General features: G+C 61.1%; 22 protein-coding genes and 1 pseudogene. 16 read left to right on the forward strand and 7 right to left on the reverse strand.

Going from position 1 to position 21,024, the window contains the following annotated elements; translation table 11 throughout:
- Positions 1 to 144 precede the first annotated feature (144 nt).
- Entirely contained in the window at positions 145 to 1,836 is a 1,692-nt protein-coding gene (aspT, locus tag ACVMIH_RS02345) for an aspartate-alanine antiporter (protein WP_057017161.1), read from the forward strand.
- 26 nt (positions 1,837 to 1,862) lie between these two features.
- Positions 1,863 to 3,557: an aspartate-alanine antiporter gene (aspT, locus tag ACVMIH_RS02350; RefSeq protein ID WP_456866364.1), complete on the forward strand. Its 1,695-nt coding sequence runs from the start codon at positions 1,863 to 1,865 to the stop codon at positions 3,555 to 3,557.
- A gap of 58 nt (positions 3,558 to 3,615) precedes the next feature.
- Here the strand turns inward: aspT (ACVMIH_RS02350) and ACVMIH_RS02355 are convergent, their stop codons facing one another.
- Positions 3,616 to 4,635 (reverse strand): AraC family transcriptional regulator, encoded by a 1,020-nt coding sequence (locus ACVMIH_RS02355; RefSeq protein ID WP_456860595.1) that lies wholly within the window; start codon positions 4,633 to 4,635, stop codon positions 3,616 to 3,618.
- Positions 4,636 to 4,669: 34 nt separating this feature from the next.
- On the opposite strand from ACVMIH_RS02355, the pseudogene ACVMIH_RS02360 reads away from it, so the two are divergent.
- From ACVMIH_RS02360 to ACVMIH_RS02375, 4 genes and pseudogenes are all read left to right on the forward strand, one after another.
- A pseudogene (locus ACVMIH_RS02360) lies at positions 4,670 to 5,844 on the forward strand (MFS transporter).
- A 219-nt stretch (positions 5,845 to 6,063) separates the two neighbouring features.
- Positions 6,064 to 6,582, forward strand: a complete 519-nt coding sequence (locus ACVMIH_RS02365; protein ID WP_156436194.1) for a hypothetical protein — start codon at positions 6,064 to 6,066, stop codon at positions 6,580 to 6,582.
- A gap of 157 nt (positions 6,583 to 6,739) precedes the next feature.
- Positions 6,740 to 8,050: a tetratricopeptide repeat protein gene (locus ACVMIH_RS02370; RefSeq protein WP_057017167.1), complete on the forward strand. Its 1,311-nt coding sequence runs from the start codon at positions 6,740 to 6,742 to the stop codon at positions 8,048 to 8,050.
- Positions 8,051 to 8,140: 90 nt separating this feature from the next.
- The gene (locus ACVMIH_RS02375; RefSeq protein WP_229189077.1) at positions 8,141 to 8,821 is read left to right on the forward strand and encodes a cupin domain-containing protein; all 681 of its coding nucleotides are present in this window, start codon (positions 8,141 to 8,143) and stop codon (positions 8,819 to 8,821) included.
- Between the two features lie 315 nt (positions 8,822 to 9,136).
- Here the strand turns inward: ACVMIH_RS02375 and ACVMIH_RS02380 are convergent, their stop codons facing one another.
- Positions 9,137 to 9,412 carry a hypothetical protein gene (locus ACVMIH_RS02380; RefSeq protein WP_199805235.1) on the reverse strand — a complete coding sequence of 92 codons (276 nt, stop codon included), beginning with the start codon at positions 9,410 to 9,412 and terminating at the stop codon, positions 9,137 to 9,139.
- A 433-nt stretch (positions 9,413 to 9,845) separates the two neighbouring features.
- Between ACVMIH_RS02380 and ACVMIH_RS02385 the strand changes: the two genes are divergently transcribed.
- The gene (locus tag ACVMIH_RS02385) at positions 9,846 to 10,331 is read left to right on the forward strand and encodes a DUF992 domain-containing protein (RefSeq protein ID WP_229189075.1); all 486 of its coding nucleotides are present in this window, start codon (positions 9,846 to 9,848) and stop codon (positions 10,329 to 10,331) included.
- Positions 10,332 to 10,487: 156 nt separating this feature from the next.
- On the opposite strand, the gene ACVMIH_RS02390 is transcribed toward ACVMIH_RS02385, so the two are convergent.
- Entirely contained in the window at positions 10,488 to 10,664 is a 177-nt protein-coding gene (locus ACVMIH_RS02390) for a helix-turn-helix domain-containing protein (protein ID WP_229189074.1), read from the reverse strand.
- Positions 10,665 to 10,666: 2 nt separating this feature from the next.
- Positions 10,667 to 11,482 carry an AraC family transcriptional regulator ligand-binding domain-containing protein gene (locus ACVMIH_RS02395; protein WP_244558742.1) on the reverse strand — a complete coding sequence of 272 codons (816 nt, stop codon included), beginning with the start codon at positions 11,480 to 11,482 and terminating at the stop codon, positions 10,667 to 10,669.
- Between the two features lie 235 nt (positions 11,483 to 11,717).
- Between ACVMIH_RS02395 and ACVMIH_RS02400 the strand changes: the two genes are divergently transcribed.
- The 4 genes from ACVMIH_RS02400 (at position 11,718) to ACVMIH_RS02415 (ending at position 14,472) form a co-directional block, all read left to right on the forward strand.
- Complete coding sequence (locus ACVMIH_RS02400) at positions 11,718 to 12,128, forward strand: helix-turn-helix domain-containing protein (RefSeq protein WP_229189072.1); 411 nt, start codon at positions 11,718 to 11,720, stop codon at positions 12,126 to 12,128.
- A gap of 405 nt (positions 12,129 to 12,533) precedes the next feature.
- The gene (locus ACVMIH_RS02405) at positions 12,534 to 13,010 is read left to right on the forward strand and encodes a helix-turn-helix domain-containing protein (RefSeq protein ID WP_456860598.1); all 477 of its coding nucleotides are present in this window, start codon (positions 12,534 to 12,536) and stop codon (positions 13,008 to 13,010) included.
- Entirely contained in the window at positions 13,000 to 13,302 is a 303-nt protein-coding gene (locus ACVMIH_RS02410; RefSeq protein ID WP_194295333.1) for a hypothetical protein, read from the forward strand. Before ACVMIH_RS02405 ends, ACVMIH_RS02410 begins: the two co-directional genes overlap by 11 nt.
- A gap of 228 nt (positions 13,303 to 13,530) precedes the next feature.
- A complete protein-coding gene (locus ACVMIH_RS02415; RefSeq protein WP_456860600.1) occupies positions 13,531 to 14,472 on the forward strand; it encodes a hypothetical protein in 942 nt (313 codons plus the stop codon).
- A gap of 10 nt (positions 14,473 to 14,482) precedes the next feature.
- Here the strand turns inward: ACVMIH_RS02415 and ACVMIH_RS02420 are convergent, their stop codons facing one another.
- Positions 14,483 to 14,710, reverse strand: coding sequence for a hypothetical protein (locus ACVMIH_RS02420; protein ID WP_456860602.1), 228 nt, complete (start codon positions 14,708 to 14,710; stop codon positions 14,483 to 14,485).
- 48 nt (positions 14,711 to 14,758) lie between these two features.
- Here ACVMIH_RS02420 and ACVMIH_RS02425 point away from each other — a divergent pair, with 48 nt between their 5' ends.
- The 5 genes from ACVMIH_RS02425 to ACVMIH_RS02445 all read left to right on the forward strand — a co-directional run bounded on the left by ACVMIH_RS02425 (position 14,759) and on the right by ACVMIH_RS02445 (position 18,730).
- Complete coding sequence (locus ACVMIH_RS02425) at positions 14,759 to 15,478, forward strand: outer membrane protein (RefSeq protein WP_057017172.1); 720 nt, start codon at positions 14,759 to 14,761, stop codon at positions 15,476 to 15,478.
- A gap of 199 nt (positions 15,479 to 15,677) precedes the next feature.
- On the forward strand, positions 15,678 to 16,031 hold the full coding sequence (locus ACVMIH_RS02430) for an HdeA/HdeB family chaperone (RefSeq protein WP_456860604.1): 354 nt from the start codon (positions 15,678 to 15,680) through the stop codon (positions 16,029 to 16,031).
- Positions 16,032 to 16,242: 211 nt separating this feature from the next.
- A complete protein-coding gene (locus tag ACVMIH_RS02435) occupies positions 16,243 to 17,109 on the forward strand; it encodes a helix-turn-helix domain-containing protein (RefSeq protein ID WP_456860606.1) in 867 nt (288 codons plus the stop codon).
- Between the two features lie 129 nt (positions 17,110 to 17,238).
- Positions 17,239 to 17,985, forward strand: coding sequence for an outer membrane protein (locus ACVMIH_RS02440; protein WP_456860608.1), 747 nt, complete (start codon positions 17,239 to 17,241; stop codon positions 17,983 to 17,985).
- Positions 17,986 to 18,073: 88 nt separating this feature from the next.
- Positions 18,074 to 18,730, forward strand: a complete 657-nt coding sequence (locus ACVMIH_RS02445) for a hypothetical protein (protein ID WP_253623975.1) — start codon at positions 18,074 to 18,076, stop codon at positions 18,728 to 18,730.
- A 196-nt stretch (positions 18,731 to 18,926) separates the two neighbouring features.
- Here ACVMIH_RS02445 and ACVMIH_RS02450 read toward each other — a convergent pair whose 3' ends face one another.
- The gene (locus ACVMIH_RS02450) at positions 18,927 to 19,364 is read right to left on the reverse strand and encodes a DUF2721 domain-containing protein (protein ID WP_456860609.1); all 438 of its coding nucleotides are present in this window, start codon (positions 19,362 to 19,364) and stop codon (positions 18,927 to 18,929) included.
- A gap of 198 nt (positions 19,365 to 19,562) precedes the next feature.
- Positions 19,563 to 20,993, reverse strand: a complete 1,431-nt coding sequence (locus ACVMIH_RS02455; protein WP_456860611.1) for a DUF1254 domain-containing protein — start codon at positions 20,991 to 20,993, stop codon at positions 19,563 to 19,565.
- Positions 20,994 to 21,024 lie beyond the last annotated feature (31 nt).

Raw genomic sequence — 21,024 nt, forward strand, 5'->3', positions numbered from 1 at the left:
GCTGCGGTTGACATAGATCAACATCCTGCTCGCCAACCGCCGTCTGATGTCGACCGATACGGTTGCTCGCCCTTTTCGGCACCCGTGCACGAGATCGAAGCGGGCGCACGCCGAAGCCCCGGGACAGCATGAACGGGTGACATCATGATCGATTGGCTCTTCCAGACGCTCCGCACCTATCCCGAAATTGCGATCTTCCTCTCGCTGGCCCTGGGCTACTATTTCGGTTCCTTCACCTATAAGGGGCTTGGACTGGGCGCGGTCACCGCGACACTGGTTGCCGCTGTCATCATCGGCCAGATCGGGATCACCATATCAGGGCCGCTGAAACCGTTCTTCTTTCTGATGTTCCTGTTCGCCATCGGTTATGGCGTCGGACCGCAATTCGTGCGCGGTATCGCGCAGGACGGCGTCCCGCAGGCGATTTTCGCGGCCGTGGTCTGCGTCTTCTGTCTGCTGTCCGCCTATCTCGGCGCCAAGGTCGCCGGTTACGACGTCGGATCGGCCATCGGGCTCTATGCCGGCTCGCAGACGATCTCCGCGTCGATGGGACTCGCGACCGACGCCATCAATCGCCTTGGTCTGCCCGCGGACGAAGCCAAGAAGCTGCTCGATGCCATGCCGGTCGCCTATGCCGTGACCTATATCTTCGGCACGGTTGGGTCGGCGATCGTGCTGGCGCTGCTCGGACCAGCGCTGCTCGGGATCGATCTCGAAGCCGCGTGCAAGAAATACGAGGAGGAGCATGGCGGCAAGAAGGAGCTGGGCGGCCCAGGGACGGCCTGGCACCAGTTCGATGTGCGCGCCTATCGCGTTCATGAGCGCGGACCCGTCGCCGGCAAGACCGTCGGGCAGGCCGAGGCGCTGCTTCCCGATCATCGCATCTTCGTCCTCCGGCTCCGGCAAGCCGGCAAGATCGTGGAGGCAACCTCCGACACCGTGATACATGCCGGCGATGTCGTCGCCGTCGCCGGGCGCCGCGATGTGCTGGTGCAGCTGATCGGCGAGCAGGCCGAGGAAGTTGACGATCGCGAGCTGCTGGCGGTGCCGATCGAAGGTGTCGATGTCTACGTGACCAGCAAGGACGTCGACGGCAAGACGCTGGAGCAACTGGCCAAGGAACCGGGCGCTCGCGGCGTATTCCTGCGCAAGATCGCCCGGGGGGCGATCGCGACCGAGATTCCGATCCTGCCGAACACCAAGATCAATCGGGGCGACATCCTCACGCTGGTCGGCCGCACGTCCGATGTCGCTGCCACCACAAAGATGCTGGGCCGGCCGGACCGTGCAACCGATGTTGCCGACGTCGCCTTCATCGGGGCTGCGATCGCGATCGGCGCCCTGGTCGGCGCCTTCGTCTACAAGATCGGAAGCGTGCCGCTGACGTTGTCCACCTCCGGCGGCGCATTGATCTCAGGTCTGTTCTTTGGCTGGCTCCGGTCCGTGCACCCGACCTTCGGCCGCATCCCGTCACCCACCGTGTGGTTCATGAACTCGGTCGGCCTGAACGTCTTCATTGCCGTGGTCGGAATCTCCTCGGGCCCGGGATTTGTCGCCGGCCTGCAAAAGCTCGGCTTCAGCCTGTTCCTTTGGGGCGTCGTCGTGACCACCGTGCCGCTGATCCTGGCGATGTTCGTCGGCAAATACGTGTTCCGCTTCCACGACGCGATCCTGCTCGGATGCTGCTCCGGCGCGCGCACCACGACCGCTTCGCTGGGCATGATCAACGACCGCGCGAAGAGCCAGATTCCCGGTCTTGGCTACACCGTCACCTATGCGGTCGGAAACACGCTGCTGACGATCTGGGGAATGGTGCTGGTGATGATGATGACATAGCCGCGGCGCGGGACCGTGTTGAGACGATGTTGACCTGGCTGGCGCAATTTCTCGTTCGTTATCCGGAGCTCGCGCTGTTCCTGGTGATCGCCGCGGGCTACTGGATCGGAAGCTTCAAGATCGGCGCTTTCAGCCTCGGCCCGGTGACGGGCGCGCTGTTCGCAGGACTCGCGGTCGGCGATTTCGCGCATGTGCCCGTCTCCAGCATGACCAAATCGTTCCTGTTCCTGCTGTTCCTGTTCGGGGTGGGCTATTCGGTCGGTCCGCAATTCATGCTGGCGATGAAGCGCGACGGGCTGAAGCCGATGTTGATGGCCGTTGTCGTCAGCCTCACCGGGCTTGCGGCAGCGATCGTCGCGGCACGCGTGCTGCGACTCGACGCCGGCTTTGCAGCCGGGCTCATGTCGGGCGCGCTCACCCAAAGCGCGGCGATGGGTACGGCAACCGATGCAGTCAATGGGCTCGCCGTGACCGAAGCACAGCGCGCGTTGTTGGTCTCGCACATCGCGGTGGCCGACGCGGTCTGCTACATCTTCGGCTATGCCGGCGTGATCACATTCTGCACCCTGATCGTTCCGGCGCTGCTGAAGATCGATCTGAAGGCGGAGGCGCTCAAGCTGGAGCAGACCTTGGGCATCACGCGCGCCAAGCCCGGCCTGGCGTCTGCCTGGCGCAAATTCGAATTGCGTGCCTACCGGCTGGATGCTCAGGCGGCGATCGCCGAATTGTCGGTGGCCGCCGCCGAAGCTCGTGTGCCCGGGCAACGCGTGTTCATCCACCGCATTCGTCGCGGCGAGCGCATCTTGGAGATAGAGCCTGGAGCGGTGCTCGCGGCCGGCGATATCATCGCGCTGTCGGCGCCGCGCCAGACCATCGTCGAACTGATCGGACCGCGCGGCGAGGAGGTGGAGGACCGCGAGCTGCTCGACATCCCCGTGATCTCGGCGGACGTGTTCCTGATCAACCGGGAGCTCGCAGGCAGCAGTCTGCAGCAGGCGTCGGAACAGAGCTGGGCACGCGGCCTCTACTTGCGTTCGTTGAGCCGCGGCGATGAAGCTCTCCCCATCGCGGCCGGCGTTGTCCTGCAGCGCGGCGATATGCTTCGCGTCGTCGGTCCTGAATCGGTGGTGCAGAATGCAGCCAAGAGCATCGGCGTCATCGTTGAGCCAAGCACCAGCATCGATTTCGTGGTGCTGGGGCTCGCGATCTTCTTCGGCGGCCTCGTTGGCGTGCTCCTGAGCTTTTCGATTGGTGGCGTCACGATCTCGCTGAGCACCAGCGTCGGTACGCTGCTCGCTGGACTTCTTGTCGGCTATCTCCGCACACGTCTGCCGTATTTCGGCCGGATCCCCGATGGCGCCATCAGCCTGATGACGTCGCTCGGACTGGCTGCCTTCGTCGGCCTGACCGGGATCCATGCCGGTCCGGTCTTCCTCTCCGCCATACGGGAGTCGGGCGTCGGCCTGCTGCTGGGTGGCATGTTTGTAACCCTGCTGCCGCAGATCGTCGGCTTCTGTTTCGGCCATTTCGTGTTGCGCATGAACCCCATCCTCATGCTCGGCGCTTTGACCGGCGCACAGACGGTCACGGCCGCGATGGCCGCCATTCAGGAGCGTTCGGGCAGCTCCGTGGTGGTGCTCGGCTACACGCCCGCCTATCCGATCTCCAATATTCTGCTGACGACCTGGGGATCGATCATGGTCGTCGTTTTCGCTGGATGACGGGGCAGGGACGGCTAGCGCCTACCTCGCCATTGAGAGCCGCCCTACGGCTGAAGGGTCAGCGCGCCCGGCGGGGCGAATCTTGAGATTCGGATCGACGCCTTGATGGAGTCCCTCTGCTGGCAGCATGGCCCAGACTGCGTCGATGTTGCAGGGGACTAATCCGCATTTCAGAGCGAAACATGAATATGAATGCGGAGGCCGATGAGTAACCCAGGCGCAACGCGATCTCCGTGATCGGCAGGTCGCTGCCCAACAATTCGATAGCCTTGAGCAGGCGCAGACGCTGACGCCATGCACGCAAGCTCATGCCGACTTCGCGCTCGAAGTGCCGCGTCAAGGTTCGCGGCGACATGCCGATCTCACGCCCCCATCTCTCGGCGTGGTGCGGATTCGCAGGATCGTCGTAGAGGGTTTCACAGAGGACCAGCAGGCCCGGGTGGGTGGGCCAGGGTAACGCTGCCGAGATCGGCGTCGCCCGCCACAACTGATCGAGGATGAGCGCGATAACGCGAGCGGCGTAGCGACGATCCTCGCTTTTCAGCGACGCGGCTTCCACGATGAGCGTCCGCAGGAGCGGGGACACATGGATGACCGTCGTGCCGGACGTCATGCCTTGGCTGGCCGCATTGGCGACCCAGAGGCTCCGGAATTCCGCTCCCATCAGGGAGCCGACCGAGTGCTTCGTACCGGCCGGCAGCCAGACGGCCTGTTCCGGAGAAATGACGACGCTCCGTCCATCCGCCTTCACGGTGAGCGCGCCCGAGATCGCGTAGACCAGCTGATTCCAGCTGTGACTGTGTTCGGCGAAGTAGCTCCTCGCAGGAAGAGACTGCACCCGTACGATCAAAGGCTTCGGTGATCCGAGGCCCTGCGGGGCATCGACCGTCTTCCAGCCGGCATTCCCAATGTGACGTTTCATCGACATAAATTGGCAATCTGTAGAAGGAAAAGTCCAGCGATTTCTCCTTAACTCCGACGCGGTGATCCACGGCCCGGTGGACCGGCCACCGGTCCTATTGGCCACGTCCCGTCGACGGACATCTAACGGCGGAGCAAGCCGCAGCGTGAACTTCAATTTTTCCGTTCCCAGCCATGAGGCGCCGACCGCCATTCGCCGCGAGCGCAACAATGTCGCAAGGCTTGCCGTCGCCCAGGCCCTCGCAGGCGCCAATTCCACGGTCGTCTACGCAACCGGGGCCGTGGTCGGCGACATGCTGGCGCCCACCAAGGCACTTGCGACGCTGCCGGTCTCGGTTTTTGTCGTCGGCATGGCTCTGTGCACGCTTTCGGCGGGCGTTGTCGCGCAGCGCTATGGCCGGCGCACGACATTCCTGCTTGGTGCAGGCAGCGGCGTCCTCGCAGGCTTGATTGCGGTCCTGGCGGTACTCAACGCGTCATTCCCGCTATTCTGCGCCGGGACCTTCTTTGGCGGCGTCTACGCGGCCGTGGTGCTCTCGTTCCGCTTTGCGGCGGCCGATTGCGCAGCACCTGAACGGCGTCCGCGCGCGCTCTCGGCCGTGATGGCTGGCGGTGTGTTCGCCGGTGTGATCGGTCCACAGCTTGTGACGCACACCATGAATCTGTGGGCGCCGTACCTCTTTGCCGCGACGTTTGTCGGCCAGGCGGTGGTTGCGGCCTCTCCGCGGTTATTCTGGCGGGCGTTGAGCTTCCTCCGCTGACTGCAACGCATCTCAACGCCGGAAGGCCGCTCGCTGTCATTGCCCGGCAGCCGCGCTTTATCCTGGCCGTGATCTGCGGGGTCGTCTCCTACCTGCTCATGAATTTCCTCATGACCGCAGCCCCGCTGGCGATGAAGCTCTGCGGGCTGCCTCAGGAATCGGCCAATCTCGGTCTGCAGTGGCACGTCATTGCGATGTACGCCCCGAGTTTCTGGACCGGCCGCTTGATCACGCGCTTCGGCGCATCCGCGATCGTCGCGGTCGGGCTGGTATTGATTGCGGCCTCTTCGTCGGTGGGCCTGCTCGGGATCGATGTCGTGCATTTCTGGGCGACGCTGAGCCTGCTCGGGATCGGCTGGAACTTCGGCTTCATCGGCGCCTCCGCGATGGTTCTGGAGTGCCATCGTCCCGAGGAAAAGGCGCGCGTTCAGTCGCTCAATGACTTCGTGGTCTTCGGCACGATGACCGTCGGCTCCTTCCTGTCGGGCGGGCTGCTGTCGTCCTTCGGCTGGTCGACCGTCCTGATGCTGTCGTTCGCACCACTCGTCGCCGCATTGCTGGCACTCATCGGCTTTTCATACCGGCCCACCGCACGACCAAGCTAGCGTCTCGAGGAGAATCCACATGAGCGTAGCGGAAACCCCGGTTCAATATATGGAGCGAACGCGCCAATATTACCGTGCCCTTGGTTACGACAACGACTATGTAATGTCTGGGCGAGGTTTGATGATGTCCCTTTCACCAAACCTGCCAAACTGTCATCGGACCTGCGTATCGCACTGATTACCACGGCCAGTCCGCCGGATTTTGACGGCGTCAAACGGGTGTGGTCGGGTGAGGTTTCGCCGCCGCCCGGGAAGCTGTTTACCGACAACGTTGCGTGGGACAAGGAATCGACCCACACCAATGATCCGGGCAGCTTCCTGCCGGTAGAAGCCGCTTTTGGATTGGTCGGCGAGGGCGCCCTTGTCGGACTGACCCGGCACTTTCACGGCGTGCCGACAGAATATAGCCAACGGAAAACGAACGCGGAGGATGCACCTGAAATCCTGGTACGGGTTCGAAAAGACGGGGCTGATGCTGCGATCCTTTGCCCCCTTTGCCCCGTGTGTCATCAGACCGTAAGCTTGGTGGCCCGGCATCTGGAAGCGAACGGCATTCCGACGGTCATTGTCGGCTCGGCGCAGGATGTCGTGGAGCACTGCGGCGTGCCACGGTTCTATTTCACGGATTTCCCGCTGGGCAATCCTTGCGGGCATCCCTGGCGACCGGACATGCAGCGCGAAATCATGCGCCAGGCGCTCGCCTTTTTGACACGGCGACGGCGCCGCGAACGACTGTGAAAGCGCCATTTGCGTGGAAGGAGGAGGGTTCCCTTTGGCGGCCCCGGTATGGAAGAGTAAATCCAGAGGATCGCGAGCGGCTGCTCAAGCTGGGTGACGAGCGCCGCCGGCGGCAAGCCAAGGCCAAGCAGGTTTCCATGGAGGGAGTGTCATCAAAATGACCGAGAGTTCGATGGGAAATCGGGTGGGCGTTCTTGAAGACCGGTACGGCAACCCCTTGAGCACAAGCTCTGCCGCCGCCCGCGACGCATATGTCGCCGGCGTCGACAAGCTGCTCTCGGCTGGGTCGGGGATTGACCAGGCATTCCGCGACGCGATCGCCGCCGACGAAGGTTTTGCTCTGGCGCACATTGCGCTTGCGCGAACCCTGCAACTGCTCGGTCGCGGCAACGAAGTCAAAGCGCCGCTCGAACGTGCGATCGCGCTGGCGCCTGCTACGACTTCGCGCGAGCAAGGTCATATTGCGATCTTTGCCAAGATCCTGAGTGGTCAAGGCGCTGCGGCGGTTTCGGCGATCGCCGAACATATCAAGCACTGGCCGCGCGATGCCATGGTGCTGGCACCGGCCACCGGTGTCTTCGGCTTGATCGGCTTCTCGGGCAAGTCCGGCCGCGAGATTGAGCAACTGGCGATGCTGGAGCCGCTTGCAACCCATTATGGCGATGATTGGTGGTTTCGAACCGTGCTCGCGTTTGCCGAAATCGAGCTGCACAGGCTCGACAGTGGTTTCAGGAATATCGAGACCGCACTTCGTGGTTGTCCCCGCAACGCTCACGCTGCGCATATCAAGGCCCATCTGTTCTATGAGAAGGGACAGCGCGAGGAGGGGCTGGCTTATCTCGAGCAATGGAACGCCGCTTACCCGCGCGAGGCGCAACTGCATTGCCATATCAGTTGGCATCTTGCCCTGTGGTCGCTGGAGACCGGCAGGCGGGATCAAGCCTGGCAGATCTATCGTGAGGCGCTGCATCCGGGCGGCTCGTGGGGGCCGCAAATCAATGTCCTCACCGATTGCGCCTCGTTCCTTGCGCGCGCCGAGATGGCGGGCGAGCCGCGATATCCGGAACTGTGGAGCGAGATCAGCCAGTATGCGGCGAAGTGGTTTCCCAACTCGGGGATCATCTTTGCCGACATGCACAGCGCGCTCGCCTTTGCAATGGCCGGCGATGCGGAGGCCTTGGCCAGGATCATCGAGAACCCGAAGGGACCCGCCGCGGACATGGTGGTGCCCATCGCGCGCGGGTTCGATGGTTTGGCCAAGGGCGACTGGACACGCGTCGTCGATGAGCTAACGCCCGTCCTGGCAACCCATGAAAGGGTCGGAGGCAGCCGCGCCCAGCGCGACCTGCTGGAATATTCCGTGACTTGCGCCTTGCTGCGCAGTGGTCGCGCCGACGAGGCGCGGCGGCTAATCGCGTCACGACGACCGCAGAATGCGGCGAGCGGCGTTCCGCTCGCGGGGTTCTGAACGTGTCCTGGTTTAGGACCTGCGCTGGTCAAGAGATCCGAAATGGAGAAGCGGTGGGTCTCGGATAGCGCAGCCTGAGGGAGAGTAACGATGCGCATCAACGATGATCTGTCGAAGCCTGTTATCGTTCACGCCTCGAAGCTGGACTGGGTGGCCAGTCCGTCGGCCGGCGTGGATCGGCGCATGCTGTTCCGCATTGGCGCCGAGGTCGCGCGCGCCACCTCGATCGTGCGCTATGCTCCCGGTAGCGCCTTCCCGCGTCATACGCATGGCGGTGGAGAAGAGATTGTCGTCCTTGAAGGTACCTTTCAGGATGAGCATGGCGACTATCCCGCGGGCAGCTACTTCCGCAACCCTCCGGGGACGTCACATGTTCCCGCCTCGAAGGACGGCTGCACAATCTTCGTGCGGCTCTGGCAGTTCCGGGACGAGGACCGGACCCAGGTCGTGCGTCAGCCAGGTGAGGGCCAACAGGTTGCGCCGCGCCCCGGTGCAAGCAACGTCAGCGTGCTATTTGACGACGGCCACGAAGAGGTCCGCCTTGAAGACTGGCGACCGGGTGAGACGATTAGCCTTGCGAACGCGCACGGGCTCGAGTTCTGTGTTCTATCGGGGGGACTAACGGTCGGGGGCGAGACGCTGCAGCCGCAGGGCTGGGGTCGGCTACCCGCCGGCGTCGACCTGAAAGCGACGGTGGGCCCGCAGGGCGCGAAAATCTGGATCAAGGAGGCGCCGCTGCTGCATGCGGATGTCTGTCGACTTCCCGGGTAGCCGGTACAGTTCTGACCGCCTCCGTTGAGCTCCCTGCAATGGCGAAGCTACTTTGCATGGGGTTGTTTTCGATATTTTGGTTGGGCCGGGCCTGTTTCGGCCGGGCAGCGCTCCGAAACATCATGTTGCATTGAACCGATGTTGCGGCTAGGCAATTGAGATGACATGGAAATTTTCCGTCGCCCCGCGTGTGCACGACGTGTGCACCGGGAGATCGAGAAAAATCTCAACACAGCCAACGTGCGCAGGCCTGTGGCGCATGTGCCTGGATCTGAACTTCCGAGGGCAGGGCGAGGCGAGTGCTTAAGTGCGGTCTCAGCTGTTCGACGCGGAATGGATATCAGCCGTGAGCTGATGGCCCGCAGCGCGCAGGGGTCGGTCGGCGAATATGATCGAGTTCGGCGTAATCCCTGTGAGGACAAGGCTGTCGCCCTGCAACATTGCGCCCCGCGAATTGAGAACGATGAGCGACGGCACAATTTGAGCTTGTGCGGCAAAAGGCGTGCCGATCGTCTTCAGGTTTCCGTGCGTAGCACTCTGTGCCAGCGCGGTCCCGATGTCGAGCAGTAACGCCGTCGCCAGCAATGCCAAGCAAATCTGCACGCCCCTCCTGTTGCGGATCTCGTTCTCCTTGCGATCGGCCGGAAGCTTCCGGCAGGTTGGTCGGTGCGGACCCTAGACAGCGCAAAACCCGTCGCCTATGCAAAATCGGCAGCGGTCTCGTTTTCAGCATGGCCCGGCGCGCATTGAGCTGATGGCCCGACATGCGGCAGGTGTCGGGATTGCAAATAACGTTCGCGCGGTTTCGCAAGTAACGCCGTCTTCAAAAAGTAACGGAGGGCTAGCGTCCAACATCGCAAACCGCTTCCGATTAACGCGACAAAAAGGCCTGACGGCGGGTTCGGATTGCCGATTTTGCATAGCCTCGTCGGCTCTGCACATGCTCATCTACGAAGACAGAACGCGGTCGGAACCAAGCGCCGACCGCGTTCAACGAGTCTTTGCGAGATGATAGGGAAGCGAAATGCGTGCACGAATTCTGGTTGTTCTCTGCATCGTCTGCGCATGGTCCGGCTCTGTGTCCTCCGCAGGCGCCCAACAGGCATCGTGGACCCAGATCGGCATGCTGGCTTGCAAGCTCGACCCTAGCGTCGGGTTTGTCATATTCGGCCATCAATCGATGTCATGTCGCTTTACACAAAACCCGCCATTGCCGACACAACTCTATGAAGGTGCCCTCAACACCATCGGAATCGATATCGGCGTTTCGGCCGGAGGCGCACTCGCCTGGGCGGTGTTTGCCCCGACGGCAGGCCCTCCGCCCGGAGCTCTCGCCGGCGAATATGTCGGGGCGTCAGGCGACATCGGCCTCGGCTTAGGCGCCGGCGTCAATGTTCTTGTCGGTGGCTCGGGGCGGTCATTTGCGTTGCAGCCCGTCTCGGTGGAGGGCTCGGTAGCCGTCAATGTGACCCTCGGCCTCTCCGGGCTCCAACTGCGTCCGATCCATTGACGCGCCGCCGTCCGACCGCCGTTTGTGCAGTCCCGAATTGCTCGACGAATGCATGGCGCGCTTTCCATAGCGGGCTTGCGCCGGGGGAAATTGCCTCCGTGCCAATCGGAGGGGGCTGCCGTCGAAACGGAAGCGATTGTCCGAGGGCGGCCGCGCCTACCGCGGTCTCCATTTCTCGCGAAATTCGCATGGCGTGGCGCCGGTCATACGGCGAAACGCACGCGAAAAATGCGCCGGATCGGCATAGCCAGAAGAGAACGCGATTTCGATGATCTTGGCGTCCGTCTCACGCAGAAGCTTGGCGGCATTCTCAAAACGGATCAATTCGAGCAAGCTCAATATGTCAGGCCAGCGTTTGAGAATTTGCGTTGAAAACTCCTGACGCTTGCGCCGGCCATCTCGGCGATTTTCGCGACCGCCGGGATTCCCTCATCCAGGTAAGAAGGCAACATCAGTGCACGGACAAGCTCGTCGCCGAACGGCTGAGGCTCGTCCTCGGAGAAATTCAGCGCCGTATCGCGTGTCAGGCTGGGTAGGTCGAGATGCGCCACGGGCACATCAATCCAGGAGGCTTCCTGGCCCGGCAGAAAGCGCGTATTCGGCCAGAATGCCTGAGCCTCCGAGCCTGGCGCATAATTTGCCTCGAAGGCCATCGTTGAGGGAGTCCACTCCGATCCGGCTAACTGTCGAACGATGTGGACGACAAAGACGTTCTGCAGCCATTGTGAGTGTTCAAGATGGAGCATGCCGGCAGTCCCGCCCAGCTTGCTGCAAATTCTTACACGATCATCGCGGCGCTCCAGCCACATGTACAGGTTCGTGTCTTCGAGCGATGCCCATTTGCACACTTGCTGCAGGGCGACGTACAGCGTCGGAGAGTAGCTGATGATGGTTCGCAGCTTATCGCTCCGGTGGCAGAACTGCAGCCGCCGCGAAGCGTGAAAGCCAATATCCGTGATGCCCTGCGATCTCTGCGCGGCTTGTGCAAACAATATGGCAGGCAATATCGGAACATAATGATCGGCTTTTTCTTGCAGCGCTGTCGGGAGACCAAATTTCGACAGGAGCGTCGCGGTGGGAGCTCCCACCTCGTTATGAATGTCTGCAAACGGAATCACGAATTGGCAGCGGGTTAGGGGAATTCCGCTCATGTTGCTCGTCCCCTGCCTGCGGCGTTCATTTTTACGGTCGTACTTTGTCGTCGCGGAACTATGAGGAGCGATCTCGAAATTTGCTCGCCGGGTGCATTGGGTGTCGCGTTGCAGCGGTGCATGCGAGGCTGGGACGTGTGCAATTGATCTTGATTCCAGAATTGCGATTTAGGCGGCTCATGGCCAGACGGGCCCACCAATTCGATCACATTATAAGAAGATCGTAAGCAGCGGTTTGAGGAAGGAGATCACGCTTGCAATCTTTCATGACGTGCACATGAAACCCGTCTCTTCGCCATCCCGACATTCAGTCCGCGCGGCGATTTCGGTGTTGCTGCGTCAGGATGCTGCATCTGTGCGGTGCACTGCGCGCCAACTGGGCGTGAGCGTGCGCTCATTGCAGCGACACCTCGGTGGTATGGGGACAAGTTACAGCGAATTGGTCACCGAAGTCCGCCTCGATACGGCCTGCCGCCTCCTTGCGGAGTCCAACGAGCGCATTTCGGACATCGCCTTACGTCTTGGCTACACCGGAGCGAGCAGTTTCAGCCGAAGCTTTGTGCGTTTGATGAAAATGCCGCCGATTGCATATCGGCAGCAGCAGGCCGCCAAAGGGAATGGCAAGGCCCGCGCCAGCAAAAGTTAGCGCACGGGTGGCTTGCACTGAGCGGTCGCGGTAGGCGCAAATGCGCCGGGCCACGACGCAGGTACCGGCCCGCGTCGCCCCGCAAACGAGCGTCGCGCTAGCATATTACCAGTATTCGAGCTGTGTTTTTCGGCGGCAAAGCGGCCCGGAAGACCGTGCATCAATGATTGGCGCGAAATGGCAAGACGCTTCGCGCTGAAAGACGCGAGATGCAGAGGTAAAGCCAGACGTTGAGGTCATTATTATGTACTGCGCCGCTCTTATTGCCATTGCTGCTGCCGATCTGATCTGCACGCCCGCGCGAAGCGGTCCGTCAGGGGACCATGCAAACGGGTTGCGTTGCCATATTCGGGGTAGCTTCCTCACTTCATCGGCTTTTCGGATGCGATCGAAAGGCGCCGGCCAATGATTGGCGGTGCCAGCGATCGATATCGCGTTCTTGTCGCGCGGGCCGAGGCCATCGCTGCGGGCAATGCCGAAGAAATGCCCCGCATCCCCGCGATTTGCCACCAACTCTCGGTGAGCCAGCGAACTCTACGAAAGGCGTTCAGGAGCGTTTACGGAGAATCGCCGTGCCGCCGAATTCGCGTGCTCCGACTGAATCAGGCAAGGCAGGCGCTTCTTGCGCTGGACGGCGAGACCGCAAAGGTGACGGAGATTGCGATCTGCTTCGGCTTTTTCGAGCTTGGACGGTTTTCGGTTGAATATCGCAAGCTGTTCGGCGAGAGCCCTTCGCAGACGCTTCGAGCGGCATGCCGGGACAGCGAGATGTCGCACGATGGCAGGGCTGGACTGCGCAACGCCAGGATCGACTACCAGAATCCATTGTCGAGAGCTTTCGGCGCGAGCGTGATGGGCGCGGACGGGCGCCGTGTCGATTGACCTGACGAAAGCCTGGTATGTCTCGTTCGAGGTGCCGAAACGGGTGCGCAAGGCATCCGCGCAACGACAGCCGAGACAGAGTGAGAGCTTTCCGACCGAGCTCGAGGCCCAGAGGTTTGCTCGCCAGAAGTTCGAGCAAGGATACATCGTGACCGCGGGCACCATCAATCCCTGCACGCCGCGGCGGGCGATATCCTCGGCGGTCATTCACCATTGGCTTGCGGAAACGTCCGCGCCGCCGTTGGTCGAGCCGGCCTTCTTCGAGGACACCAAGGAGCCGGATCTGCCGTAGGAGCCTGCCGCGATACGGTGCGCCTGTGCATTGGCAGAATTTGCATAGACCGTTCCGACGAATTGCCGATATCGTTTCAACGATCTTTTCCCGGAATGTGCCGGGTTCACCGGATGGCGCATAGTGGGCGATGACCGAGATAGTGCCTGTCGCTCCCTCGATCGATCAGCTTGGCCGCATCACTACTGTCAGACATCGCCGATAAGGACGCCGTTCGAGGAGAGTGTCTTGCAGGTTACGGGGAAGGTTGGAGCGCTGAACGCGCGCAATTGCGTTGGTTTCCCGGGATTGGTGCTGGCCGTCTTGATTTGCCTCTCGAGCGGAATTGCCCGTGCTGGAGATGGAGACGATGATTCCTCGAACGGGGCGTCGAGCGCGCCGAACGTCTATCTCGACATGAGAACCATCTACGCGCGGGTGCCCGCCGGTACGCTGGCGGTCGGCTTCGGCAATTCGTCCTTGCTCGCGGCGTTGCAATCCGCTGCCATCTCGAACGCTGGCAGCCTGGCTGCAATTGCGGGCGGCGCGACGCTGCCGGGCGCCCAGAGCGTCGTGGTCGATCTTCCCATGACGATCGACGTGAACGATAACGTCTCGCTCTACGCCGGCGTATCAGCCAGCTCGACCAGCACTCCGATGACCGGCTGGTCGTCCGTGGCGATTACGAGCTGGAATCTTGGATTTCAGGCCGATCTTTACAATCAGAACGGCGGCTCGATTCCGACCTTGAGTTGGCAATCAACCATTACCCAGACGATTCCGAATGGACCGTTTGCTACCACGAGTTTTACAAACATTTTCGAGTTCGACTATGCGTTCAACCAGGACGAGACCCGTGGGTTGCTGGCGGGCGTGCAGGACACACGGGTTGTCATCGGCAGTCCGCTCGCGACCATCCATCCCGACATCATGGGCTATGTCGGCGGTTACTACCAATGGCCGAACAATTGGAAGTTTACGGGCCGCGCGGGCGTGCAGGTTTTCGGCGGCGCCGAGCTCTTGGGCCGCGCGTCGGTCTCCTCCTTTACCCAGCCGATCGTGCGACTGGACCTTGACCGGATGGACGACAACGACAACCGCCTGTTTGGCGTGACCGCGCAGATCATGTGGGTACCAAAGCCTGCTTACCAGATCACGCTCAGGACGCCGCTCTATTTCGCACGCAACTAGGGCTTCCGGGTCAGCATGACGGAATTTCGGCAAGGTTGAACCAGGCCAGGGGCGCCCGGTCATCGCTCGACACCACCGGATTGTCAGAATTTGCATATTCGTCAGCCTGCTCGCCTGACACCGAGAGACCATTGGCGCTCAACACCGACTGCGCGCCGATGCTTTCGCTGCGGCAACTTGGCCACAGTCGGGAAAACAGAACGCGCGCGTCAGATTCTGCATAGTGGGTTGCGCGCATTCGATGCGATCACCGCTACACGATTTCTTCAATCAATCAGGTGCGGCAATGAATAAGATTGGAAAGTTTGGGGTTGCGATCGCGGCCTCGCTGATGATGGGTGGTTATGCGGCCGCGGCGGATTTGCCGGCGGCGCCCGCCTACAAGGCGCAGGCTCCGGTTGCCGCCGTCTACAACTGGACGGGATTCTATGTCGGCGGCAACGCCGGGTACGGCTGGGGCAACCAGGACCCGATGGTGCTGTTCGCCAACAGGTTCGATCGAGCCGGTTTTGACATCAGTGGCGGCATGATCGGCGGCACGTTTGGTGGGCAGATTCAGCAGGGATACGTCGTGCTCGGCCTGGAAGGTGACATCGACTGGGCCAACATCAGCGGGTCCTCCGTCGTAACGCCGAGCATTCTCGGCATCGGACAGGGCGTCACGCTGAACACCTCGTCAAACATCAGCGCGCTGGCGACGGTGAGGGCCCGGGTCGGTATCGCCATGAACAACGTCCTGATCTACGCCACCGGCGGCGGAGCCTTCGTCAAGTCGACCGCCAGCGCATCAACCATCGCCGGCGTGCCCTGCGGCACGGTTGGCGTCTTGCCGGATTGCTCAGCCTCGTCCTGGCGTCCGGGCATCTCCGCGGGTTTCGGCGTGGAATACGGCTTTACACCGAACTGGTCCGTGAAGGCCGAGTATCTCTACACGAAAGTCGTCGGCACCGGAGTCAGCACGGATGAATTGAATGTCGTGCGTGGCGGCATCAACTACCGGTTCTGAACAAGGGACATCGATCACATATTCGGTCCCGTTCGACGGACGATGCGCCGCCTCGAACGTCCGATAGGACTGTCTTGATCCTGATCGTGCATCCGAGCCGATGCTTTTCAGCTCGGATGCCAGTCGCGCGCGAAGGCGCCCGGCCTCTGAAAGTCGTCTGAGATCTTTCTACATCCGATTCATCACAATGGGATCCCCAATGCGTTCGAGACTGCTGCTTTCCGTAGCTCTGCTGGTTGCCACAATGGTGTCTGTCAGGGCCCAGACCCCGCTGTCGGCCTATGTCGACGCGAATGGATTCATCGATGTTCAGAAGCTGACCTGCGCGCAACTCGCCGGGACCTACCAGGAGGACGCCGATGCGCTGACGGCCTGGTACAGCGGCTGGTACAACGGCCTTGCCAAGAAGCATTTCCTCGACCTGCGCAAGGGCAAGCTCGTGGAGCACGAAGTCATCGTCTACTGCAAGGCACATCCCGAAAAGCTCATCATCGACGCTATTGCCGTCGTGTTCAAGGCGGAGCGGGAGATGATGGGAATCCAGATGAAGTAGATTGTCAGAGGGCGGATCGGTCGCACATTGCCGACCGATCCGCTGTGCGCAGTGCTACTAAGAGCGGCATCGCCTGTTCTATTTTTCTCTTGAATTGCCGCTCAGACGGGCGGGATATTTTGAATTGAATGATTTCGGGCAATACACCGACGCCGTTAGAGGCGCGAGGGTGACATTTCTGAAATCCGCTCCGTCCTCTCACGATTGGGGCGTGAAGTCTCTCGCATTGAATCGCACGATCCTTCAGTTTGGCACCGACGGCGGCCCCGGGATTGCGCATGGCGTCACCGACCCGAATTTTACGACGTTGATCGTCCAGTCCTCCAACTTCGACGATCGCGTCGTGCTCGATGGTGTGCCATGCCAGGCCTCTGACCTGGTCATTTTCCCTCCGAACTGTCACTTCACCTTTGTCCGTTCCGGTCATGTCGAATGGGTGGCGTGGTCGCTGCCCAATGAGGAGAGCATCGCGAGGAACATGCTCCCTGCGGCCACAACTCAGGCTTCGCCGAAGACCGCCAAGCATCTCGTCCGGCTGCCGGAGCCGATCAAATCGAAACTGATCGAGGTGTCGAGGCAGGCTCTGCGTTCCTTCTCCGATTCTGCCTTCGCTGACCGGCCTATGATGGCGCGGGAGGCAGAGGACGCCCTGATGGATCAGCTGGCTTGCATCCGGGATAATCGCCTGAGCCAAAGCTTCCTGCCCAACAAGTACACCCTCTCGTACGAGCGAATCGTTCTGGAGGCGCTTGAGTTCGTTGGGACCAGGTCGGAAAGCATCGTCCATATCAAGGACATCGTGAAAGCGACCAAGGTGGAATACCGCACCTTGCTGCGTGCTTTCGAGCGCTATCTCGGCTTCTCGCCAAAGCTCTATCTGAGGCTTCGGCAGCTAAACCTGATTTATCACGAGATCAGTCGCGACAACGGTGCATCGGTCAGAGTCGTCGATATCCTGTCGGCACACGGCGTCACCGAGTTCGGCAGATTTGCCGGCCACTACCGGTCGCTATTCGGCGAGTTGCCATCCGAGACATATCGCCGGTCTCGCGCATTGAGGTCTGGCAACGTGCCGTGACCTCGAAGTGGGGTTTTGGTGCAACACCGCTAAGAATTGGTCGGCGGTGACAGTTTCTGCATACCGACTGAGACAAGGTCGATGGCAAGTGGCTCATGTGTTTTCCACGTTCAATGAGGCTTGCAGGCGATGAAGAAAATCAGTTTACTTACCGCAGCGGCGGTGATGTCCGTTGCGTTCACGGGTATTGCAAAGGCCGCCGATCTTCCGCAGCGGCCGGCGTACAAGGCGGCGCCGATCGCAGCGCCCATGATGTACAACTGGTCCGGCTTCTATCTCGGTATCAACGGCGGATATGGCTGGAGCAACCAGTGCATCGATATCACCGCAGTCAATGGAATTGGCGGCGTCTTCGCGGAAGGCTGCAATAGCAAGGGCGGCGGCATCATCGGTGGCCAGCTTGGCTATCGTTGGCAGGCCGGACAATTGGTGTACGGTCTGGAAGCGCAGGGCGACTGGGCCAACATCCGCAACACGCGCATCAGTGCGCAGGACCCGACACGTACTTACAAGTCGACCCTCGCCGGCCTGGGCCTCTTCACGGCTCAACTGGGCTACGCGGCCAACGAGGCCTTGTTCTACGTCAAGGGCGGCGGCGCGGTTGGCAGCCAGGACTTTGCCATCATCGACAATGTGAGCGGCACGGGCCTCGCCTTCGCGAACCGGACCCGCTGGGGTGGCGTCGTGGGTGTCGGCTTCGAGTACGGCTTCTCTCCGAATTGGACGGCCGGCATCGAGTACGACTATCTGTGGCGGGTAAACGAGAGCAACACGTTCCTGACGCCGTCACTCGGGCGCATCACGTCGATCACCGCCAACACCAAGACGGACGCGAGTCTGCTGGCGCTCCGCCTCAACTATAAGTTCGGTTACTAGTGAAGAAAGGAGGTCGTCCAATTCGGCCGGCCTCCATTCTTGTTTCATCATGCCTGGGTCCAGGTAATCCACTATTCCGGAGTTGATCATGCTGTCGAATACGATGCGTGCGATTGCTTTTCTCGGTGCTTTGGCGGCCACAAACATGGTCTTGGCGCAAGACACGGCGTCCCATGCGCCGCTGAAGACGATCGGGGCCAACAAACCCCAGGTCGTTCCATCACTGATCGTCTTCAACTCCAGGGGCGCGAACGTGCAGCCCGGCAAGCTGGTCCTCACTGGCGTCGCGCCAAATGCGATCATATTTGCGGATCGGCCGGTTCGCTCGGCCGGTCACGATCTGACCAGCCATATCGTCGAAGACTGGGGAACCGGCAGCGACAATTTTGCAAAGAATCCGCCCAACGCCACGGTGTCCGTATTCCAGAAGGACGGCAGCACCGTGCGCGATGTCGTTGTCACACTGAAGAATCCCAAGCTCGAAGGTGATAACCTTGCCTTCGATGTCGATATTCTCGAAGGTGACGTCAAGGGCGCCGACGGTCCTGCCTCTGTCTTCATCGACATCATCGGCCTTCCGTTTACGCCGCTTTCATTCGCTGGCGTTGCGCGACGCACGGCCTATCGAGGTGCGTATTATGCCGGAGCCGCCGCGGCGGCTGGCGCTGCGGCCGCCTACGCTTACCACCCGTATTACTATCGGCCGCCGGTTTGCGGGTACTATCCCTATCCCCCGTGCTACTAGCGGGACCGCGCGGAGTGTGGCCTGGCGTCCTTGCGCCGGGCCAGCCTCTGGCTGATGCGCCTTGTGTACCATTTGCGTCCAGCCGGCACTGGACGATGATTCTCTCGACTCGAGGAAGCGCCGGCCTGTCCAGAAACGAGCCGATTTCGGGTCTTGGCGCTACAACGCGAAAGAGCCCGGCTGAGCCGGCCGCTTGCTACGGATTGGGCTTGTGATGACTGAGGTCATGCAGTGAAAGGCGGGCCTCGCGCACCAGATCTACAAGCGAGAGCGTGAAGAAGCTGAGAGCGACAACAAAGAGCAGTGCAACGCCGTACTCATGCTGGAATCGAAAGAAGGTACACACGAACGCCAGGATCACCAGCAGCGAGGTGACGATTGCGCTGACCGTCGCGAGAACGATTGCCTTGTTCAGAAGCACAGCGCGACGCCTGAGGTGTGGGATATCAGGGTGCGTTCCGGAACGGTCGTCGTCGGACGTAGCGTGCAATGCCTGTAGCCTGTCGACGACGCGATTCATGCGCCCTATCAAAAGCGACACGAAGGCCGCAACTGCGCCAAGGAGAAATGCGGGCGCCGCTACTTGCGAAATGACCTGCGACAGGTGCGCGGCGGTCGGTGTGTCGATCAGCATGGCTACTTTTCTCCGCGACCGGTACCTGCGCCGCCGCCTACATTGGAGTCAGGGCGAGCGCTCGCAACGAAAGCTTAGCGCATCGTTGGTCACGGGGAGCTTTTTACAACGATGTGAGATCGTTTGCTCAAGATAATCGCTGCGCAGCGTGACGGGCAAGGGGACGCCGCGAAGCGTCCCCTTGCCCGTCGCTTAAACTTACGTCGCTTTTCTGGCCGCCGGGATCGACCAAGTGCCGTCGAGGATCGACGGGTCGTCCTCGTTCGGCCAATACATGCGCAGCATCAGGATGAACTTGCCGGTCGGTGCAGGCAACCAGTTCGACTCCTTGTCGGCCCCCGGGGATTGATTCTGGATGTACAGGTCCGTTGAGCCGTCCGGATTGACCTTGAGGTTCTGTCGCGGACTGATCGAGTACCGATTGATCGGGTTGGAGACGAAGAAGTAGTTGGCATCGTACATGGTAACGGACCAGAAGCCGCTCACCGGCGGCAATTGGCCCTTTGGAAAACGCATGACGTATTTGTTCGAGCCGTGATAGTCGCTACCGTCTGCATCCTTTAGCGAAAGCGGATAAACCGCGTCTCTGTTGCGGTTCGCGCCGAGCCCGATCGCGGTGACCAGCGCACGGTTGAGATAGTCGGTCCCGTAGACGCCGGTCTTGGTGTCGTAGATCCATCCGTTGACCTTCTTGATGGCGTCGTTGACCTTGAGCTGGAGCATGATGCGATCGAAAGCGGCGCGGGGAATGCGCTTGACGAAATCCGCGTCCAGCTTGCTGGCATCGAAGTCCTGGCCCGGGACAAGACCGATCTTGGCGAACCGCGCGAGTTCGGGCGCGTCAGCAGCAAAGGGAGGGTTCACTTTCATCAGCTGGGCGAGCAGGCTGAAGTATTCAGCCGCATCCATGCGGTTGACCTGTTCGCGCACGGCCGTCTTCATGTCGATGGACGGATCGACCTTGCCCGAGGGCGGCGTGTAGTCCTTTCCGTAGGAACTCAGCGGCACCAGCTTGAACTGGTCCTGCAAGGCGTGGACGGCTGCGTAGTCTTCCGGAGTGCCCGTGCAGTAGATCCGGCCGAGCAACCAGACTATGTTGGTTGGGGCCTTCAATTCCTTGACGCCGGAGGGAAGCGTGCCGCTCCAGCCGGGACCCGTGATTGCATAGGTCTGCGCCCCGGTGCCGGTTGTGCGTTTTCCGGGCACGGCGAACACATTGGTCCAGCCGTCGAGCATCGGCAGCAGGAAATACCGGTCCTTCATGTCGGGAACGCTCAACACCCATGGCTCCTTGCCGACGTCGAAAAATGCAGTGGTGTAGAGCGTATCGGCGTTCGGTGCTGTCACATCGCGAAACGAGGCATCCGGATACTGACGCAGCTTGATGATTTGACCCATGGGGGCACGCGTGCCCTCCGGTTTGGCCACGTTGGTGAGGACCCGGCGGGTCATCTCGATTGTGACGAGTGGATAACCGAACACATAGGCGTCGGTGGCGAGCCAAAAATCTTCCGCCCCTTCAACGATATCAAATACTGGGCCTTCGTGCGCTCGGAGGATCGACGGGGTCAGTGCGGTGGAAGCGGCGGCAAGTCCGGTCTTCAGCGCAAAACGGCGGGTGATGTCCATCGTTGTTTCCTGGGATTGGTTTCGTTCAAGG

This window comes from Bradyrhizobium sp. USDA 4503 (assembly GCF_054055815.1).

Excerpts from the sequence above, each read along its gene's own strand:
- ACVMIH_RS02405 (WP_456860598.1), top strand. The coding sequence starts at position 12,534 with ATGATTGGCGGTGCCAGCGATCGATATCGCGTTCTTGTCGCGCGGGCC.
- ACVMIH_RS02450 (WP_456860609.1), bottom strand. The coding sequence starts at position 19,364 with ATGCTGATCGACACACCGACCGCCGCGCACCTGTCGCAGGTCATTTCG.
- ACVMIH_RS02445 (WP_253623975.1), top strand. The coding sequence starts at position 18,074 with ATGCTGTCGAATACGATGCGTGCGATTGCTTTTCTCGGTGCTTTGGCG.
- ACVMIH_RS02385 (WP_229189075.1), top strand. The coding sequence starts at position 9,846 with ATGCGTGCACGAATTCTGGTTGTTCTCTGCATCGTCTGCGCATGGTCC.
- ACVMIH_RS02455 (WP_456860611.1), bottom strand. The coding sequence starts at position 20,993 with ATGGACATCACCCGCCGTTTTGCGCTGAAGACCGGACTTGCCGCCGCT.
- ACVMIH_RS02425 (WP_057017172.1), top strand. The coding sequence starts at position 14,759 with ATGAATAAGATTGGAAAGTTTGGGGTTGCGATCGCGGCCTCGCTGATG.
- ACVMIH_RS02420 (WP_456860602.1), bottom strand. The coding sequence starts at position 14,710 with ATGCGCGCAACCCACTATGCAGAATCTGACGCGCGCGTTCTGTTTTCC.
- ACVMIH_RS02370 (WP_057017167.1), top strand. The coding sequence starts at position 6,740 with ATGACCGAGAGTTCGATGGGAAATCGGGTGGGCGTTCTTGAAGACCGG.
- ACVMIH_RS02375 (WP_229189077.1), top strand. The coding sequence starts at position 8,141 with ATGCGCATCAACGATGATCTGTCGAAGCCTGTTATCGTTCACGCCTCG.
- ACVMIH_RS02430 (WP_456860604.1), top strand. The coding sequence starts at position 15,678 with ATGCGTTCGAGACTGCTGCTTTCCGTAGCTCTGCTGGTTGCCACAATG.
- aspT (WP_057017161.1), top strand. The coding sequence starts at position 145 with ATGATCGATTGGCTCTTCCAGACGCTCCGCACCTATCCCGAAATTGCG.
- ACVMIH_RS02395 (WP_244558742.1), bottom strand. The coding sequence starts at position 11,482 with ATGAGCGGAATTCCCCTAACCCGCTGCCAATTCGTGATTCCGTTTGCA.
- aspT (WP_456866364.1), top strand. The coding sequence starts at position 1,863 with ATGTTGACCTGGCTGGCGCAATTTCTCGTTCGTTATCCGGAGCTCGCG.
- ACVMIH_RS02440 (WP_456860608.1), top strand. The coding sequence starts at position 17,239 with ATGAAGAAAATCAGTTTACTTACCGCAGCGGCGGTGATGTCCGTTGCG.